Consider the following 18,803-nt stretch of genomic DNA (forward strand, 5'->3'; position numbering starts at 1 on the left):
ATTTTCCCAAAACGTGAAGAAGTCATGCAGAATTCTATAGAAAGAGTTGATGGACGCTTGAGAGAGAGAATTAAGGAAGAGCTGAAAAACATTGAAAAAACGTATGACGTAAAGATTTGCCTCGCGGTCGAATCAGGCAGCAGGGCATGGGGATTTCCCTCGACCGATAGTGATTATGATGTTCGTTTTTTATATGTTCCCCGGAAAGAATGGTATTGGGTGATGGAAGAGCATCGTGATGTCATTGAACGGCCGATTGATGACATGCTTGATATCAGCGGCTGGGAGCTTAGAAAGGCACTGCGCCTATTCAATAAATCAAATCCGTCCATTATGGAATGGCTGTCTTCTGATATCATCTATGCTGAATCTTTCTCTTTGGCAAAGCAGCTAAGAGAATTAAAAGATCGAGCGTTTTACCCTGCGGCTTTGATGTATCATTACCTCAATATGGCGAAGCGGAATGAGAGTCGGCATTTACGAGGAGAGCAGGTGCGAATCAAGAAGTATTTCTATGTGCTTCGTCCGCTGCTTGCCTGTCAGTGGATTGAGCGTTACCGGACAGTTCCACCAATGGACTTTCATGAATTGCTCAAAGAGCTAGTGGAGGAAGGCCCGCTTTTAGCAGAAATTCACGAACTGCTCAAACGTAAAATGGACGGAGAAGAAATGGATGTAGAGAACCGTCTCGCTCATGTCCACCCATTTATTGATAAAGAGCTGGCGCGTTTTGATGAATTGGTGAAAAGCTACAATCAACCGAAAGATAATCTGATGCAAGAATTAAATGAGCTGCTGCAGTCTACCCTTGATGAGGTATGGGCGTAGGAGGGAAGAGCCAGCCGGATAGCGGCAGGCTCTTTTTTATCTCTTATTGTGATAAAACCACAAAAAAAGTCAGAATTTTTGTCATCTTCAAATATTGTAGCGGACAGCTTATGAGCCTTACAATAAAGACATAGCTTACAAAGAGTGGGAGGTGCCCTTTATGGAGTCGGTCACAAGAAATTTCTTCTTGTTTTTGTCAAAAAGCAGTCTCTTGAACCATATTGCTCGTAATTGGGGAAGTGCTGTTGCATCTAAGAAAATCATCGGTGGGAAAGATTTTGAGAGCGCTATCTCTGTCATTAAACGATTAAATGATCAAGGAATGGCTGTAACAGTCGATCACCTTGGTGAGTTTGTCACAAAGGCAGAGATTGCAAATGAGCGGACGGATGAGTGTATTCAAACCATTCAGCGGATTGCAGAGGCCAAGCTCAATTCCCACGTGTCACTCAAAATGACATCACTCGGACTGGATATTGACGATGACCTTGTGTATCGCAATATGAAACGTATTTTAGATACGGCAGAAAAACACCGTATCATGGTGACAATCGATATGGAGGATGAACAGCGCTGTCAAAAAACGCTGGACATTTTTAAAGAGATGAAATCTCAATATGAGTATGTTAGTACGGTCCTGCAGGCGTATTTGTACAGAACAGAAAAGGATCTTGATGACCTCAATGAGCTGCAACCATTTTTACGACTTGTAAAGGGTGCCTATAAGGAATCCGCCGAAGTGGCGTATCCGAACAAAAAAGACGTTGATCAGAATTACAAGAAACTGATCGAAAAGCAATTACTTACAGGGAACTATACAGCCATTGCGACACATGACGATCAAATGATCGAGTTCACGAAAAATATTGTAAAAAAACACAATATACCGACAAGTCAGTTCGAATTTCAAATGCTGTATGGCATGAGATCAGAAACGCAGCAGGCACTTGTGAAGGAAGGCTATCAAATGAGGGTCTATACCCCGTATGGACGAGAGTGGTATGGCTACTACATGAGACGTCTTGCAGAACGGCCGGCAAACATTGCCTTTGCTTTAAAAGGAATGACGAAAAAATAATTTGAAACGGGAGCGTGACAAAGATGACAACACCTTACAAACATGAACCATTCACGGATTTTAGCCAGGAAGAAAACCGTAAAGCGTTTGAACAAGCATTAGCAAAGGTAACAGAATCACTGGGTCAAACCTATCCGCTCGTGATTAATGGCGAAAGAATCGAAACGAAAGACCAAATTGTCTCGATCAATCCAGCGAAAAAGGATGAAGTTGTTGGAACCGTATCAAAGGCCGGGAAAGAAGAGGCAGAACAAGCGGTTCAGGCTGCGGCGAAAGCATTTGAAACTTGGCGCTATACGTCTCCAGAAGAAAGAGCCAGCGTCATATTCCGTGCTGCGGCAAGCATTCGCCGTAAAAAGCATGAGTATTCAGCCCTTCTTGTCAAAGAAGCAGGTAAGCCTTGGAACGAGGCGGACGCAGATACAGCAGAAGCGATCGACTTCCTTGAATATTATGCTCGTCAAATGCTGGAGCTGGTGAAAGGCAAACCAGTGAACAGCCGCGAAGGGGAACACAATCAATACGTATACACACCAACTGGCGTGACGCTCGTCATTCCGCCGTGGAACTTCTTGTTTGCCATTATGGCAGGAACAACAGTAGCACCAATCGTTACAGGGAACACAGTTGTCTTAAAACCTGCAAGTGCAACTCCTGTCATTGCGGCACGTTTTGTGGAAGAGCTTGAGCAAGCAGGTCTTCCAAAGGGTGTGGTGAACTTTGTACCAGGAAGCGGAGCTGAAGTTGGAGATTACTTAGTCGATCACCCGAAAACAAGCCTGATTACATTCACTGGCTCAAGAGAAGTAGGGACACGTATCTTTGAACGTGCGGCAAAAGTACAGCCAGGTCAGCAGCATTTAAAGCGTGTCATTGCTGAAATGGGTGGTAAGGATACAGTGGTTGTAGATGAGGATGCAGACGTCGAATTAGCGGCTAATGCCATTTTCACATCAGCCTTCGGTTTTTCAGGTCAGAAATGTTCAGCTGGATCTCGGGCAGTCGTCCACGAGAAGCTGTATGACCAAGTGATCGAGCGAGTGAAGGAAATCACAGAAACGAAAACAACAGCGAATCCTCTTTCTGCGGATGTCTACATGGGACCTGTCATTGATCAAGCGTCCTTTGACAAGATCACGGATTATATCGAGGTTGGCAAACAGGAAGGCCGCTTAGTCACTGGCGGAACGAGTGATGATTCAGAAGGATATTTCATTCACCCAACCATTTTTGCAGATCTTGAGCCAACATCTCGCTTGATGCAAGAAGAAATCTTTGGACCTGTCTTGGCCTTCTCGAAAGTATCTAGCTTTGATGAGGCACTTGAAGTAGCCAACAACACGGAATATGGTTTGACAGGTGCTGTCATTACCAATAATCGTGATCACATCAACCGTGCGAAGCAGGAGTTCCACGTAGGGAACCTCTACTTTAACCGTAACTGCACAGGAGCCATCGTGGGATACCACCCATTCGGCGGATTCAAAATGTCAGGAACCGATTCAAAAGCAGGCGGTCCAGATTACCTAGCTCTACACATGCAGGCAAAAACGATTAGTGAAATGTTTTAAGTTGGAAAAGCATGAACCTGTGCACACGGGTTCATGCTTTTTTTGCTTGTCTACGACTTGTTTCTATGCAAATCTGTCCGGAAAGAAGTATGATAAATGTATTACTTAATCAGGGAGCAATCGGGATGGAAGAGATATTAGAAAAGCTTCATACATTTTTTGATGTCGATAAGTTAATTGCATTTATTAGCGGGTATTTAAAAAAACCAGTCATTTTAGAAAGCACAGAGTGTCAGCTCCTTGCTTATAATTCTTACAGCATTCAGCAGTTTGACCCAGTCAATCAGCAAACGATTTTCTCAAAGGAATGTCCGGGGTCTGTAGTCGATTGGTTAAAGAAAACAGGGGTCATCGAGCGGCTTCACAAGGAGTCAAAGCCTTTTTATGTGAGTGGTCATGACGAGCTCGGGTTTAATCGGCGGGTGGCTGTGAGCGCCAAGCACAAACAAGAGGTTGTAGGCTTTATTTGGGTGCAGGACATTGAGGATTCCCTCACGCAGGAGGAGCTGCAATTTTTGCATGAAGCTTCCTTTCAAGTGGGAAAAGTGATTTATAAGAATAAGAAACAGCTGGAGAAAAAGGAAGGCAAGATTGAAGAATTTTTCAAAAAGGTCATGGATGATCATTTTTATACAGAAGAAGAACTGAAGTGGGAGGCTGAGAATTTAAGCATCCCGCTGCCAGCGGTATTTACTGTCATGGTCGTACACGCTGCCGATAACAAAAGTGAGACGGCAGAAGATGTAAAGGACGTCATTCGGACGTATTTGCAGCTAGAAGACAAGGTGAATCACGTATACTCCGTTCAAGCCGACATTGTCGTGATATTGGGCAGCTTGTCAGACCGGCACTCACCGAAAGCGACTGCGGCTGACGTCATCGCTCACCTGAAATCGAAAGCGCATGCCCATCCTTCTCCATTGTATATTGGGATGGGAAGAGAATATCGAGATGTCATGAAAATGAGCACAAGTCGATTTGAAGCGATAGAGGTCGTGAAGGCTGTGAAAATTGTGGGGGGACAAGAGCTGATTCCATATGATTACGAGAATCTGGGGGTTTTCCGGTTCTTAGACTCAATTTACAGTCATCAAAAAAAGAAAAATGACTTCAATCCAGATTTATTACGTTTGAAAGAAAAAGACCGTGACAGCCAAACCTCATTTTTAAAAACGCTTGAAGTCTACTTATTGAATAACTGCAAGCTAAAGCCAGCCGCGGAGCAGTTGTTTATTCATCAAAATACATTAAATTATCGAATGAAACAAATCTTTGATATGACCTCAATCGATTTAAGTCACTTCAGCCAGCGATGTGAGTTATTTATTGAATTAATGCTGATGAAAAAAGATCAATAGTCATCGAATCCGCAGGTGCCCGGGATCACCTGCGGGTTTTCATGTGAAAATGGCATACACCGGCTGTGTTTCGTTGTATGATAGATAAGGATTTTATGAAAGGGGGGCCACCTTTGGGAGCAGTCACCTTGGCCATTTTGATTTTCATCCTGACCCTCGTCCTTGTCATTTGGCAGCCAGGACGTTTAACCATTGGATGGTCAGCATGTGGAGGCGCCATTCTTGCACTTGCCTTTGGTGTCGTTCATCTGGGCGATGTGTGGGAAGTGACGCAGATAGTATGGAACGCAACATTTGCGTTTATTGGCATCATTATTATTTCGTTAATTTTAGATGAAATTGGGTTTTTCGAATGGGCTGCACTGCATATGGCAAAAGCCGCAAGAGGGAACGGTGTCCGCATGTTTATTTATTTAACATTGCTCGGCGCTGTCGTGGCTGCTTTTTTTGCGAATGATGGAGCGGCACTGATTTTGACCCCGATCGTCTTGTCTGTAGTGAGAGCGTTAAAGCTGGATGAGCGGATGATCCTGCCTTTTGTGATGGCGAGCGGCTTTATTGCAGATACAACCTCTTTGCCATTTGTTATTAGTAACTTGGTCAATATCGTATCAGCCGACTATTTTCATATTGGGTTTCTAGAATATACAGCAAACATGTTCGTGCCAAACCTTGTGTCGCTTGGAGCAAGCATGCTAGTGCTTTATGTGTTTTACCGAAAGCTTATCCCAAAAACATACGATGTATCACAGGCGAAGGAACCGGCATCAGCAATCCGGGATATCCGCATGTTCCGCTTGTCTTGGTATGTACTTGGCTGTCTGCTTGTCGGTTATTTTGCAGGGGAACTCATTGGGGTTCCGGTCTCCATCATTGTGGGCGGTATTGCCCTTGTCTTCTTGTGGCTGGCGAGAAGAAGTCCGCAAGTGGCGACAAAACGTGTCGTAAAAGAAGCACCGTGGTCCATTGTCTTTTTCTCAATCGGCATGTATGTCGTCGTATATGGACTGAAGAATGTCGGTCTCACAGAAATATTGGCGGCATGGATCGAACAAGGAGCATCGCATGGCTTGCTTGCGGGAACGATGTTTATGGGCGTGCTTGCCGCAGTGCTGTCCTCTGTCATGAACAATCTGCCTACCGTATTGATTGATGCGATAGCAATCGGTCATACAGATACAGCAGGCGTCATGAGAGACGGACTGATTTATGCCAATGTCATCGGCTCCAACCTTGGTCCGAAAATGACCCCTATCGGCTCATTGGCGACATTGCTGTGGCTTCATGTTCTTAAGAAAAAAGGCGTCCATATCTCTTGGGGTGCATACATGAAAGCCGGAATCATCCTGACCATCCCAACCTTGATCCTTACTTTACTGGGGTTATATGCGTGGTTATGGCTAATACATTAAAGCTGAATATAAAAAAGAGCAGGTCGATTGGATCTGCTCTTTTTTGTTACAGATATTTTGCATAGTGTTTTTCTAAAAAGTCCTGAAGCAATGAGACTACGCTGCAAATGCCCCAGTAAATGAGGGCGACCAAAATATACATGGTCATATAATCGAATTCGCGCCCACCTACGATCTTTGCTTGCTGGAAAAGCTCGGGTACAGTAATCATCGCAGCCAGTGAGGAGGCTTTGATTAAATCGAGCATGACATTGGTCAATGGTGGCAGTGCGATGCGGACGGATTGAGGCAAAATGACACCGCGCATCGTTTGCCAATAGCTGAGCCCTAGTGATTTGGCAGCTTCCACCTGTCCACTTGGAACAGATGAGAGGGCCGCCCGATTGATTTCTGCAATATAGGCAGCGCTATTGAAGCTGAATCCAATAATGGCAGCAGTGACCGCTGTAAACTCAATGCCGATATAAGGAAATCCAAAATAAAGAATAAACAAAATCACCAGAATGGGCACGCCACGCATGAATGAGATATACAGCCGTGCAGGCAGCCAAAGCATCCACGTATTCGCCATTCTGGCAAGCGCAATAAAAAAGCCAAGAATGGTGCCAAAAAACATGCTCACAAAGGAAATGAGCAGCGTCAGCCAGATGCCTTTCATGACAAATGGAAATGACGCCTTTGCCAGTGCAGGATTAAATATATATTCTAAATGAATATCTCCCACGCTTGTGGCTCCTTATTTAGAAATGTCGACATCTTCGACATCAGCATTTATTTTCTTTGAGACGTCTGCATGATTAAAGAATTTTTCGGAAATCTTTTTCATGGTTCCGTCTTTTTTCATTTCTTTTAAGACACGATTTAATTCTTTTTGAAGCTCTGTGTTGTCTTTCTTCATCACAAAACCTTGTTCGTTTGGCATGTATTTTAAGTCAGGGTGAATCGTAATATTTAATTTCGGGAATGCAGCTAGAGCTAGTGTCTGCAAGTAATAATCATTTAGAATGACATCTGTACGACCGTTAGCGACATCCTTTAAGTATTGCTCGTTTGTCGCATTATCATAAATGACTTCCTTCGCACCGTACTTGCGAGCGACATCCATGTAAATCGTTGTGGCAGCACCAGCTGCTTTCTTTCCTTTTAAATCTTTTAACGTTTTAATGCCAGACAAATCATCTTTTCTTACGATCGCCGTGCCATAAGAATATTTATAAGGAGTTGAAAAGGCGAACTTATCTTTTCTGTCATCTGTGATGTCAATGTCATTTGCAGCGGCATCCACTTGACCAGAATTAATGGCGCTCAGCATGCCATCATAGCCCATTTCTTTAAATTCTACTTTCACATCAAGGCGTTTAAATGCTTCTTTGACCACTTCCACTTCATAACCAGTCAATTGATCCTTGCCATTAGCGGTATCATGATATGACGTTGGATAAAGGGTGCCTGAAGTAGCAACCACGATTTTCCCTTTCTTTTGAATCTCATCCCACTTTGAATCTCCAGACTGAGAAGAGCCTGATTGACTGCAAGCAGACAAGACAAGTATGAAAGCAGACACAACAAGCATTACCCAGATCGATTTTCTATGATAAAAACGACTCATTTAAGAATCCTCCTCTATTTTTTATACAAAACAAAACATAGCACGCTTTTTCTGTTAGGACAACGTTTTCAGAAGAAAAGCGAAAAAGTAAGAATATTATGTGCAATTTGTGTGTTGGAATATGTATAAAAAAGGAAAGTGTGCACAAAATAAATGCGAATAAAGGAGGGAATAAAATGATGAAAAGAATAAGTGGATTGATCATATTATCGATGATGCTGTTGTCTGGTTTTTATATGGAAACAGCTCATGGAGAAACACCCCAAATGGAAAAGCGTCCAGTAACGCATCAAGTAAAACTAACGACAGAACAACAAAAACAAATTGAAACGCTTGAGCAGCAAATTCTTTCTAAACGAAAAGAAGTGATTGAGAAGTACGTCCAATATGGTGTGTTAACAAAGGAACAAGGTACACATATTACGAAACGGATGGATGAGCATTACAATCATTTGAAAAACAACGGATTTGTGCCATTGCTGAAAAAACCACAGCACCATCGACCATAAGGATGAAACCGGCAGCGAGGTGCCGGTTTTTTATTGTTTATCAATCTATTCAGAAGGAGAGACTTTCACCATCGTTTGGGACAAAAATGGCTTGTGCTGCTTGATGCTCCTGAATGTAAGCTTGTAAAGAGGCTCTTGTTAGTAAGCAATGATTCACTGCCTCAAGGTGAGTAGCGACAATTTGTGCAGTTGGGTGAGAACGGTGAACGTCTAAAATGTCTTCCTTCGTCATCGTAATCGGATCGCCCTCTAAAAATTGAGCAGCTCCGCTATTGACCACAATGACATCTGGCTTGCAAGTATTGATAACCTCCTTCGGCTCATCACACCAAATGGTATCACCTGCAATGTAAAGGGTAGGTTCATCAGGGTGAGAGAAAACAAAACCGCTGACCTGTCCCATCCGCTTTGCAATTTCTCCTGTCCCATGCTGTCCACCTGTCCGCTGAATATGAACACCATAAATGTCTATTTCATCTTCAATGCATGTGACATGCTGGAAACCAGCCTCTTCAACTTCTTTTTTGTCATTATCCGATTGCGTATAAATGGGTTGGTCTTGGTCTAATTTTTGTTTCGCCTCGTCATCAAAGTGATCCACGTGCAAATGAGTGAGTAAGACAGCATCTGGGTGTAGCATGTTGTCTATGTCAATGTTTACAGGCAGATCAACAATCGGATTGTTCAAATGTTGATTGGCTGTATGAGGAAACGGTGGATATGTTCCTTTTGCTGCTAAAAAGGGATCAATGAAGAAAGTTGCCTGACCATATTCAAGGTAGAAAGTAGCATTCCGAATGAGTGTGATTTTCATGAAAAGGCCTCCTTTTTTTCTGCTTAAGTTTACAGTATATTAAAAGAGTTCCATGTGACAGAGGGTAATGAAAGTCTTTCATCAGAAGGACTTGATTTTTGAAAGAGGTGAGCCAATGTTAGACCAAACCGATTTGGATATATTAAAAGAGCTCTCAAAAAACAGCCGATTAACTATGAAAGCGCTAGGTGAAAAAGTTCATTTAACGGGTCAAGCTGTTGCAAATCGTGTGTTAAAGCTTGAAGAAGAGGGTGTGATTGAAGCATATACCATTTCGATTGACTGGCGGACGCAAAAGACCATTCAAACATTTATGCAGCTCTATACCCGCAGTCATCATCACGAACCGCTTCTGTCCTTTCTCGACCGACAGGAAGAGATCAAGAATTTATTTAAAATAAGTGGTGAGGGCTGTTATATGGCTGAAGGTCATTTCTCCAGTCATGATGAACTGGATCTGTTTTTAACGGAGCTGACAAATTACGCAAATTATAAACTGTCTATTGCGGTTAAGCGTCTCATTCAGCAGTAAGAAAAGAGACGCAGGAGGATAAGGAAACGATGAAAAAATTAATCGAAAATCAAGCTGGACCGGTGACAAAGGAAAAAATCAAAGCAGACTTGGTTCAACTTGGTGTGAAAAAAGGCATGATTTTATGTGTTCACTCATCTTTATCATCTATTGGATGGGTAAACGGAGGCGCTGTTGCCCTCATACAAGCATTGATGGAAACCTTAACAGAAGAGGGGACACTAATCATGCCGGCACAAACGTTAGAGCTTTCTGAGCCCGCTGATTGGATCGATCCGCCTGTTCCTTTTTCATGGTGGAAATCGATCAAAGACACGATGCCTGCATTTGATCCAGCTTACTCGATGCCAACAGCAATGGGAAAGGTAGCGGAAACGTTTTGGAAATACCCGGGCGTGGCGAGAAGCAATCATCCTCATTTTTCATTCACGGCCTGGGGGAAAAAGAAACATGAGCTTCTGAAACACCACGCACTTTCTTTTGGATTAGGAGAACATTCGCCTCTAGCCCGCATGTATGATGTTCAGGCTCAGGTGCTGCTGATTGGTACATCTTTTGAAAGTCTGACAGCTTTCCATCTGGCTGAATATCGCATCCCTCAGCAAGACCTCATGACAAGAGGAGCTCCCATCTTAGAAAATGGATGGAGGGTATGGAAAGAATACCAAGATATTATCACAAGAGAAGAATTATTTGAGCAGATCGGCCGTGACTTTCTTCTATCAGGAGGCACTCATCATCACGGTCAAATCGGGCTTGCCAGTTCATATTTATTACCGGTGAGAGAATCAGTAGACTTTGCGGAAAAGTGGCTTGATTTGTACGATCAGTCGTGACCTACACCGTTTGGAAATTCATATGATAAAGGTCTTGATCAGCCTGCTGAGAAGTATAGCAGGTGAGCTGATAGTCTCCCTTTGGAATAGGGAAAGACAGCACCTGAGCCATGACGCTTGTGATATAAACTTGATCGCTTGCATGCGTAAAAGGCACTGTGACCGTTCTATCAGCCGAAGCTGGGGGCATATTGCTATTTAAAGTTACGGTAACAGATGCATTTCCGTTGTTGACCCCTTCAAAGGATACACCGTGATCTCCTATGGCGAAACCTTGAAGAATGTCATCATCTGACCAGTCAATCACAGGTGGTGTTTTGCTTCCGGTGTATACGGTGATTTGGTGATAGGAGATAGATAGGGAATAGGCTTGGTTTAAGTTATTCATTTAAAAAACTCCTTTATACATAGATTTTCGTTGGAATGTGAATGGTTGAAAGAGTGATTCTTGAAGAGAATGTTAGGCAGCAAGACGATTGTCGCCGTCTTGCGCTTCTATAAGAGGAATCTAGATGTGAAATTGTGAAACCATTGCTTTTAAATCTCCTGCTAAATGGGCAAGAGCTTCTGATGAAGCAGTTACTTCTTCCATTGCGGCAAATTGTTCTTCTGTTAAACCGGCTACTTGTTGTGAATGTTCACTTGTTAGTTTAACCCCTTCTGTAATAGTGGCAAAGGATCGTTTCGCATCGTTTGTATAAGCTACGATTTTTTGTGATGCACTAGATAAATGCTTGATACCATCTGCCATTTCTCTCATTGACTGCTGAATATCAATAAATGATTCTTCTGTATGAGAAATAAGTACAGTCCCTTGAGCCGCTTCCTCTCTTACTCGTTTAATCGCATTAGTTGAATGAGTCATCTCTTTTTGGATTTCAGAAATGAGATGGGAAATCATATTTGATGATGATTGAGATTCTTCAGCGAGCTTTCTTACTTCGTCTGCGACAACTGCAAATCCTTTCCCATGCTCGCCTGCTCGTGCTGCTTCAATTGCTGCGTTAAGAGCAAGCAGGTTGGTCTGGTTAGCGATGTCTGTAATAACATGGGAAATATGATCAATTTCAGCCGAACGTGTTTCTAATGCTTGAATGGCTGTCCCATTTTCCTCTATTGATTTTGCAATAGATGTCATTTGTGAGTTTACTTCCCCAATATTCTGTACACCTTTTAGGGCGATTTCTTGTGCAAATTGACTTCTTGAAGCCATTTGCCCCGCATTTTCCGTGATGTTTGCCAACTCGTTAGATACTTGAATCATCGTGTGCTCACTTGTTGTCATTTGAGCTGACTGTTCTTCTGATGATTGAGCGACTTCCTGAATACTATGGGTGATTTTTTCGGATGCTGCACTTGTTTCTTCTGCACTAGCTGACAGCTGTTCAGATGAGGTTGCCACTAATTCAGACGTGTTCATCACATTAAGAATGGTGTGATTTAGTTTTTCCCGCATTTTATTGAAATGATCAGCCAGATCAGACAGTTCGTCGCCTGCTGTATCTGTCACATTGATGGTTAAATTTCCTTCACCTGCACTTTTAATGGCAGAAGCCATACGCTTGAGACGGGTTTGAATCCGCTTTGTGAAAATAGAAACAATGATCACAGCAACGATTAGGCTTAACAACAGAACTATGAAAAATTGAATGTAGAATGACTGAAGCATTTGTGAAATCATGCTTTGGTTGGCGCCAGTATAAAAAATACCGATCGTTTCGCCTGCATCATTTTTGATCGGCATATAAGCCGTTTGGTAGTCTTTCCCTGCAACATTTGCTGTGCCGTAATAGTTTTCACCTTTATCTAATACAGTGGCCTTCACTTCTGGTGAAACTTGTGTACCGACAGCTCGTTTTCCGTTTAACATGACATTTGTTGCGACACGGGTATTTCCTTGGAAAATTGTGACGGTATCATCAGTGTATTCTGCTAAATGGTCGACCAATGTATCATGATCATTGATTTGGGTATTTCCTTTGTAAAGCTTTCCATCTTTTATCTGCCACGAGCCTGCTACTTTTTCATCTAGGTAGGCATAGCCTAGCTTTAAATCACCTTTTGCTTTTTCAGTGGCCATGTGCTTGATGTTTTCTGTCATTTCGCGATTCACCACATAACCAACAATTGCTGAAAAGATGATGATGACACTTAAAAAGATCAGCAAAATTTTGGCACCAAGCCTCAGTTTTCCCTTTTTCTTCATGCTTTTTGACTCCTTTAGGTATAAGGTAGGATAAACCTCCTTAAGGATTATCGGCATGAAAAAAATGTTTGAAATACCTGAATGCAGTTACGAGGAAATTTTTTTAGATAGAAAAGGGAAATGGCGTTAATCGATGATAAATTGTATTCTTGTGCCGTCAGGATCATCCGATAATTGATGACCGACCCATGAGCCGGCTCCTCTATTATCTGAAGGACTAATATATTTGACTGAAGCTCCTGTTCCTCCTTCCTTACACATCGCCATCGGCCATTCGTCCCGATCATACCCGCGCTTTGTTGGGATGCCATGAAGTGATTGTTCTCTTTGTTCATCGCTATGTTTACGGTCAATCGTGCATACGGATGAATGCCCTTCATCAATTGCCTCTTCTATGTGCTTCGCGGTTTCAGGGTAACGTTCTGATGGGAAGTGAATGGTCTTGTCATAAGATGAATTCGTCGTCTCTTGTTTACTTTGCTCCAGCTGAATATAGCCTGTTGCTACACCAACGACGATCAGTAAAAGCAAGAGAATGATTTTAAGAAGTTTCATAGATGCTAGCTCTCTTTCTTGTTTGCGTATTTTGTAAACAGAAGTATAGCAGAATTAATTACCAATTTCTCCTGGTTTTGAAAAAACGCCTTTTAAAGTTCGAAAAACGGTTTTTATTCGTTTTCTTGCTTTTCACATTTGTAAAAATTCATAAAAATTTTAATTTTTCAGTTCATAAAAAGATTATGCTTTATCAAAATGGCTTTATCACTGCTTTTTGGGCTAATTTCAAGAATTTAACACACAGAAATTTTAAAAAAATAAAATTGACTAGACCGATATGCTTTAATAATATGGAGTCAAATATCAAAAAATGTCGTAATTTATCAAAATATCGTTCTATTTACATTGTAGGAGGGAAGTACAAATGGCGGATGTCTCTTATCGGCTTGGCATAGACATAGGCGGAACATTTACTGACTTATCGCTGATGAATGAAGCAACAGGGGCGCTAACTGAACTCAAAACACCCACAGTGACTGACGACCCAGCTCAGGGAATTATCAATGGGCTAAAACTTCTAAAAGACAGAGGTGTTGATTTAGCTAAAATCCAATATCTCGTACATGGCATGACAATCGGTCTTAATACATTATTGCAGAGAAAAGGAGCAGATTTGGCCCTTTTTGTGACGGAAGGCTTTCAAGACATATTGTCACTACAGCGTTTACGATTACCCATTCCTTATGACTTCAATTCTCGTTTGCCAGAACCATTGATACCACGAAAGCATGTATATCCAATCTCTGAAAGGTTGATACACGATGGTACGATCAAAAAACCTCTCCATCTGCAGCAATTAGATCAGGCTGTCCAGCAGGTCATGTCTAAAGGGCTAGCAGGTATTGTCATTTCTTTTTTACATAGCTATCAAAATCCAGTTCATGAATTACAGGCAAAAGCCTATATCAAACACCATTATCCGCAATTAGAAGTCCTTACTTCATCTGAATTATGGCCCCAAATGAGAGAATACGAGCGTACTGTGATGTCTGTTGTCAATTTGTATATCCAACCAAAGGTGAAACAGTATTTACAAACATTGAAAAGCCGTTTGAAAGAAGAAGGTGTACCAATTTCTCCATACATTACACAATCAAATGGTGGTTTAATGGATGCAGAAAGTGCAGCAACTTCACCTGTTAAAACACTTTTTTCTGGTCCGGCAGCTGGTGTCATTGGTGCGGCAAGAATTGCAGCCGCTGCAAATGAATCCAATCTGATCACGTTTGATGTGGGAGGGACGAGTGCAGATATCTCCATTATTCAAAATGGACAGCCTACGATGGCTCAGTCAAATCAGCTTTCAGGTTTTCCGATCATTCTTCCATCTGTTGCGATGTATTCAATAGGGGCAGGCGGGGGTTCTGTTGCATGGATTGATCAGGGAGGGCTTCTCAAAGCAGGACCAGAATCAGTTGGCTCACAGCCGGGACCAGCTTCGTATGGAAAGGGAATGAAAGCCGCCTTAACTGACGCGTTCCTCATATGTGGTTATCTCAATCAAGAGCGTTTTGCCGGAGGACATTTACAACTACAGCTGTCCGCGGCGGAAAAGGCCTTTCAGCCAATTGCTGACCAGCTCAACAAAACGGTAGAAGAAGCGGCTGACCAGCTGATTCAAGTAGCTGTCGCCAATATGTACACAGAATTAAGCAATGTCATGGAGCAGCAAGGGTTTGACCCAAGAGATTTTAGTTTACTAGCGTTTGGCGGAGCAGGACCGGTTGTAGCGAATTTCCTTGCGCGAGAAATTCATGCGAAAAACGTGGTCGTTCCTCCAAGTCCAGGAACATTATGTGCATTAGGTGCCCTGAACGCTGACTTTATTCATGATGCGGTACTGTCGAAGAAAATATGTTTACAAGACTACTCGATAGATCAACTAAAAAAAGATTATGAGATGCTTTCTCGAAAAGCGACTGATTGGTTCAGTCAGCAGAACATTCAGCATATTAAACAGACATCCATACTATTATTGGCAGATGCACGTTATCAAGGACAAGCCTTTGAGATTGAATTACCTTTATCAGCTGAATGGCTGAAGCAAGAACAAGATATCCATCAACTCATTGAAGCCTTTCACAAACTACATCAGCGTCAATATGGTCATAGAGATGATCAGGCGAACATCGAGTTTACTCATTTACGAGTTCGAGTCATAGGCGAGACGCCGCCGCTGCCTTTCACAACTGTTCATGAAAGCAGCGGACAATCTTTGAAGCCACATGAATTTAGGCGAATCTTTATGGAAGAAAAAGAATATGAAGCAGCTATTTATTACAGAGATACTTTGTCAGTAGGCTCTGTCATTAATGGACCTGCCATCATTGAGCAGGATGATACGACAATATTGATTCTGCCAAATTGGGCAGGCAGCATTGATCAATCAGGGAACTTGGTGATTTCAAGGGAGGCGGCTTTACATGAGAACTGATCCAGCAAAGCTTGAGATGATGCGTAGTTATTTTAATGCAATTGCATCTGGCATGGGACATGTCATTGAGCGGACGTCTTTTACGACTTTCGTCAAAGAATCAGCTGACTTTGCGACAGCGTTAGCCACGCCTTCTGGAGATTTCTTTGTTTATCCGAAGACAGTGGGTGTCACGATCTTTTTAGGGCTGAGTCTTAAAAAAGCGATTGAAGAGAGCGGACCGATGCAGCCAGGAGATATTATCATCACAAATGACCCTTATACGACAGATGGTTTAGCAACTCACCTGCCAGATGTCCATATCATTAAGCCGATTTTCGTAGATGGTGAAATTGTCAGCTATGCTTGGTCTTTTGTTCATGTAAGTGATGTGGGCGGACTTGTGCCCTCAAGTATTTCACCGACAGCGACAGATGTTCATCAAGAAGGATTAAGAATACCGCCAGTGAAAATTTATGAAGGCGGAAAAGAGAATCAGGTCGTTCGTACTTTTTTAAGAGCCAACAGCCGAGCCAGTCATTTAAATGATGGGGATATCAATGCAATGATTGCTGCAGTAAATACAGCAGAAATTCGGTTAAAAGAAATGATCGGGAAATTTGGAATAAATGAAGTGAAACAAGGAATGATGGACCTCCTGAAACAATCTGAGGTTCGTGCAGGAAAGGTCATTGAAGCCATTCCGGACGGAACGAGTGAATTCGCTGATTATTTAGATGATGATATGATCTCGGATGTGCCGATCCGGTTGAAAATCAAGTTAACGGTGAAAGGAAAGCGGCTGACACTTGATTTTTCTGAGTGTGACCCGCAAGTGAAAACAGCTTTTAACCTTGTCACCAATGGTCAGAAGCATTCCTTCCTATATCAAGGATTGATTAATTACATTATTAGTAAAGATCCCTTTATACCGATTAATGGCGGAATCACATATCCGATTGAAGTGATTTCACCTAAAGGGACGTTAGTGCATCCAGAATACCCGGCTTCTGTTGGTATTCGGCATTCAATTACGATGCGGCTGTTCAATGTCGTGCTAGGCGCCATTGGTAAGCTGTTACCTGAGGCGGTGCCGGCAGCAGGTGCAGGTCAATCAGCTATTGTTGTTCTCTCCGTTCCTGATAATCAAACAGGTGGCAGGAAAATGTCTGTTGTTGAACCATTAGGCGGAGGCGGCGGTGCTCAAAATGGAACGGATGGAGTAGATGGCATCGATCATTCGTCTGGTTTTTTGAAGAATACACCCATTGAGAGCTTAGAACAGCATATTGATATTCATGTTCACCGATATGAGCTTTTGCCAAACACAGGCGGAGCAGGAGAAAACAGAGGCGGACATGCGATTGGTTTGGAATTTGAAATGATCAAGCCTGAATCCATGGTGACCGCACGAGGGATGGAACGGATGAAGTTTCAGCCTTGGGGGCTAATGGGCGGCCGCGCGGGAGCTATCGGTGAGGTCAAGCTAGTCACAGCAAAAGGTGAAAAACAAGACCAGCCGAAAATAGATGTTCTACGTCTTGAAAAAGGCGAAATTGTGCAATTGATATCACCAAGTGGAGGCGGCTGGGGAAATCCATTTGCAAGAGAGAAAGAAAAAGTCCTTCATGAAGTGGAAGCAGGTTTATTAAGTGAAGAAAGAGCGCTGCAGCAATATGGCGTTAAAGTGTATGTAGACCAAAATGAATGGAAGATTGATGAGGAGCAAACGAATCAGCTTCGTGAAAAGGGTAATCATCCTGCTAATACCATGTGGGATGTTGGAGAACACAGAGAAGCTTATGAGAAAGTATGGACGGATGAAGCCAGCAGCGAGCTTGCTGTGCGGCTGCGTTCCTACCCAGCCAATGAACGTACACATTATAAACATGCAGTTCATCAATATTTCAGTCATAGAAATGAGCCGTTAACAAAGAAAGATATTATTCAAGCACTTCGTCATATGGATGGACAAAAAGGGGGAAATGAATCATGAAAAGAAGATTAATCACTATTTTTGCAGGTGCTCTATCAATGATTCTACTGCTGACAGCTTGTGGTGGGAATGGACAGGATCAAGGTAAACAGCAGCAGACTGTAATCGTTGGCGTATACGGAGGCGATTGGGAAAAGAATATCAAACCGATCCTCGAAAAGTTTGAAAAAGATACGGGAATTAAAGTCCAAACCGTCTCTGGTGCGGATTCTGAATGGTTTACAAAATTAAAAGCGTCAAATGGTAAAAATCCACCGTATGACCTGCTTATTTTACAGCCTGATACGATTCAAAGAGGCATTGCAGCAAACGTTCTTGCGCCTATCGATGAAGATCAAGCACCGAATGTCAAAAAACTTTACCGTTCTGTTCAAAAGAAGCTCACTGTTGATGGAAAACAATATGCAGCAGGCTTTAGTATGGGTCAGCTTGGAATTGCTTATCGAAAAGACCTCGTAAAGCAGGAACCAAACAGCTGGACAGACCTATGGAGCAGTCAGCTAAAAGGGAAGGTAGCGATTTCATCCCCGACTTATTCAGCCGGGCTGCAATTTTTCTCTGCGCTTGTCCATGCTCAAGGGGGGACAGAATCAAATCCTAAGGATATTGATAAAGCCTTTAAAAGCCTTTCGCAATTAAAAGGGCATGTAGCTGCTTTTCCAGACAATCCAGGGTCTATTCAAACCTTGTTAGAACGTGGTGACGTCGCAGCAGTTCCATATTGGGATGGACGAGCATTTGCACTTGAAGAAGAAGGAATGAATATTGGTTTCTCATATCCGAAAGAAGGCGCTGTTGCAGCAGTTGCGAGCTGGGCTTTAACGAAGGGAAGTCAGCATGAAGAAGCGGCTTACAAACTATTAAACTATTTAAGTGGAAAAGAAGCTCAAGAGGCTTTCTCGGCAGTATCTTATTATGGCATGTCGAATTCTGATGTGAAATACGGTGACAAGATTAAGGGGAAGGTCAAGGTTGGAGAGAATTATTATAGCAAGCTGACTTGGGTAGATTACGAAACAGCAACTTCGGAGCTGGGCAATTGGACAAATCGATGGAACGAAGTATTAGGCGGAGGAAAATAGG

Annotated in this window: 17 protein-coding genes; 11 read left to right on the top strand and 6 right to left on the bottom strand. The window is 42.6% G+C overall.

Annotated features, from left to right (window positions below):
* Window positions 1–24: 24 nt before the first annotated feature.
* The 5 genes from MHB83_RS06830 to MHB83_RS06850 all read left to right on the top strand — a co-directional run bounded on the left by MHB83_RS06830 (window position 25) and on the right by MHB83_RS06850 (window position 6,247).
* Window positions 25–828 carry a nucleotidyltransferase domain-containing protein gene (locus MHB83_RS06830; protein WP_253621873.1) on the top strand — a complete coding sequence of 268 codons (804 nt, stop codon included), beginning with the start codon at window positions 25–27 and terminating at the stop codon, window positions 826–828.
* Window positions 829–988: 160 nt separating this feature from the next.
* Window positions 989–1,906 carry a proline dehydrogenase gene (locus tag MHB83_RS06835; protein WP_012008867.1) on the top strand — a complete coding sequence of 306 codons (918 nt, stop codon included), beginning with the start codon at window positions 989–991 and terminating at the stop codon, window positions 1,904–1,906.
* 23 nt (window positions 1,907–1,929) lie between these two features.
* Complete coding sequence (gene pruA / locus MHB83_RS06840; protein WP_342496750.1) at window positions 1,930–3,477, top strand: L-glutamate gamma-semialdehyde dehydrogenase; 1,548 nt, start codon at window positions 1,930–1,932, stop codon at window positions 3,475–3,477.
* Between the two features lie 125 nt (window positions 3,478–3,602).
* On the top strand, window positions 3,603–4,835 hold the full coding sequence (locus MHB83_RS06845; protein ID WP_342496751.1) for a helix-turn-helix domain-containing protein: 1,233 nt from the start codon (window positions 3,603–3,605) through the stop codon (window positions 4,833–4,835).
* A gap of 113 nt (window positions 4,836–4,948) precedes the next feature.
* Window positions 4,949–6,247 (top strand): arsenic transporter, encoded by a 1,299-nt coding sequence (locus MHB83_RS06850; RefSeq protein WP_050943242.1) that lies wholly within the window; start codon window positions 4,949–4,951, stop codon window positions 6,245–6,247.
* A gap of 46 nt (window positions 6,248–6,293) precedes the next feature.
* Here the strand turns inward: MHB83_RS06850 and MHB83_RS06855 are convergent, their stop codons facing one another.
* Complete coding sequence (locus tag MHB83_RS06855; protein WP_003214368.1) at window positions 6,294–6,971, bottom strand: amino acid ABC transporter permease; 678 nt, start codon at window positions 6,969–6,971, stop codon at window positions 6,294–6,296.
* A 12-nt stretch (window positions 6,972–6,983) separates the two neighbouring features.
* Window positions 6,984–7,856: a transporter substrate-binding domain-containing protein gene (locus MHB83_RS06860; RefSeq protein WP_050943239.1), complete on the bottom strand. Its 873-nt coding sequence runs from the start codon at window positions 7,854–7,856 to the stop codon at window positions 6,984–6,986.
* A 179-nt stretch (window positions 7,857–8,035) separates the two neighbouring features.
* Here MHB83_RS06860 and MHB83_RS06865 point away from each other — a divergent pair, with 179 nt between their 5' ends.
* Entirely contained in the window at window positions 8,036–8,365 is a 330-nt protein-coding gene (locus MHB83_RS06865; protein WP_050943461.1) for a YckD family protein, read from the top strand.
* A gap of 49 nt (window positions 8,366–8,414) precedes the next feature.
* Here the strand turns inward: MHB83_RS06865 and MHB83_RS06870 are convergent, their stop codons facing one another.
* A complete protein-coding gene (locus MHB83_RS06870) occupies window positions 8,415–9,179 on the bottom strand; it encodes an MBL fold metallo-hydrolase (RefSeq protein WP_003213935.1) in 765 nt (254 codons plus the stop codon).
* A gap of 115 nt (window positions 9,180–9,294) precedes the next feature.
* Here MHB83_RS06870 and MHB83_RS06875 point away from each other — a divergent pair, with 115 nt between their 5' ends.
* Both MHB83_RS06875 and MHB83_RS06880 read left to right on the top strand, forming a co-directional pair.
* Window positions 9,295–9,711: a winged helix-turn-helix transcriptional regulator gene (locus tag MHB83_RS06875; protein WP_003214483.1), complete on the top strand. Its 417-nt coding sequence runs from the start codon at window positions 9,295–9,297 to the stop codon at window positions 9,709–9,711.
* A 29-nt stretch (window positions 9,712–9,740) separates the two neighbouring features.
* Entirely contained in the window at window positions 9,741–10,547 is an 807-nt protein-coding gene (locus tag MHB83_RS06880; RefSeq protein WP_050943235.1) for an AAC(3) family N-acetyltransferase, read from the top strand.
* Window position 10,548: 1 nt separating this feature from the next.
* Here MHB83_RS06880 and MHB83_RS06885 read toward each other — a convergent pair whose 3' ends face one another.
* The 3 genes from MHB83_RS06885 to MHB83_RS06895 all read right to left on the bottom strand — a co-directional run bounded on the left by MHB83_RS06885 (window position 10,549) and on the right by MHB83_RS06895 (window position 13,308).
* Window positions 10,549–10,935, bottom strand: a complete 387-nt coding sequence (locus MHB83_RS06885) for a competence protein ComJ (protein WP_050943233.1) — start codon at window positions 10,933–10,935, stop codon at window positions 10,549–10,551.
* A 120-nt stretch (window positions 10,936–11,055) separates the two neighbouring features.
* Window positions 11,056–12,753, bottom strand: a complete 1,698-nt coding sequence (locus tag MHB83_RS06890) for a methyl-accepting chemotaxis protein (RefSeq protein ID WP_342496752.1) — start codon at window positions 12,751–12,753, stop codon at window positions 11,056–11,058.
* Window positions 12,754–12,879: 126 nt separating this feature from the next.
* Window positions 12,880–13,308, bottom strand: a complete 429-nt coding sequence (locus MHB83_RS06895) for a NucA/NucB deoxyribonuclease domain-containing protein (RefSeq protein WP_003214307.1) — start codon at window positions 13,306–13,308, stop codon at window positions 12,880–12,882.
* A 367-nt stretch (window positions 13,309–13,675) separates the two neighbouring features.
* On the opposite strand from MHB83_RS06895, the gene MHB83_RS06900 reads away from it, so the two are divergent.
* Genes MHB83_RS06900 through MHB83_RS06910 form a run of 3 tightly spaced genes read left to right on the top strand, consistent with a single transcriptional unit; the run spans window position 13,676 to window position 18,802 of the window.
* The gene (locus MHB83_RS06900) at window positions 13,676–15,745 is read left to right on the top strand and encodes a hydantoinase/oxoprolinase family protein (RefSeq protein WP_050943229.1); all 2,070 of its coding nucleotides are present in this window, start codon (window positions 13,676–13,678) and stop codon (window positions 15,743–15,745) included.
* Window positions 15,735–17,720, top strand: a complete 1,986-nt coding sequence (locus MHB83_RS06905) for a hydantoinase B/oxoprolinase family protein (protein WP_212046225.1) — start codon at window positions 15,735–15,737, stop codon at window positions 17,718–17,720. Before MHB83_RS06900 ends, MHB83_RS06905 begins: the two co-directional genes overlap by 11 nt.
* Window positions 17,717–18,802, top strand: a complete 1,086-nt coding sequence (locus MHB83_RS06910; RefSeq protein ID WP_050943226.1) for an ABC transporter substrate-binding protein — start codon at window positions 17,717–17,719, stop codon at window positions 18,800–18,802. Before MHB83_RS06905 ends, MHB83_RS06910 begins: the two co-directional genes overlap by 4 nt.
* Window position 18,803 lies beyond the last annotated feature (1 nt).

Source organism: Bacillus sp. FSL K6-3149 (genome assembly GCF_038630515.1).
Taxonomy (GTDB): Bacteria; Bacillota; Bacilli; order Bacillales; family Bacillaceae; genus Bacillus; species Bacillus pumilus.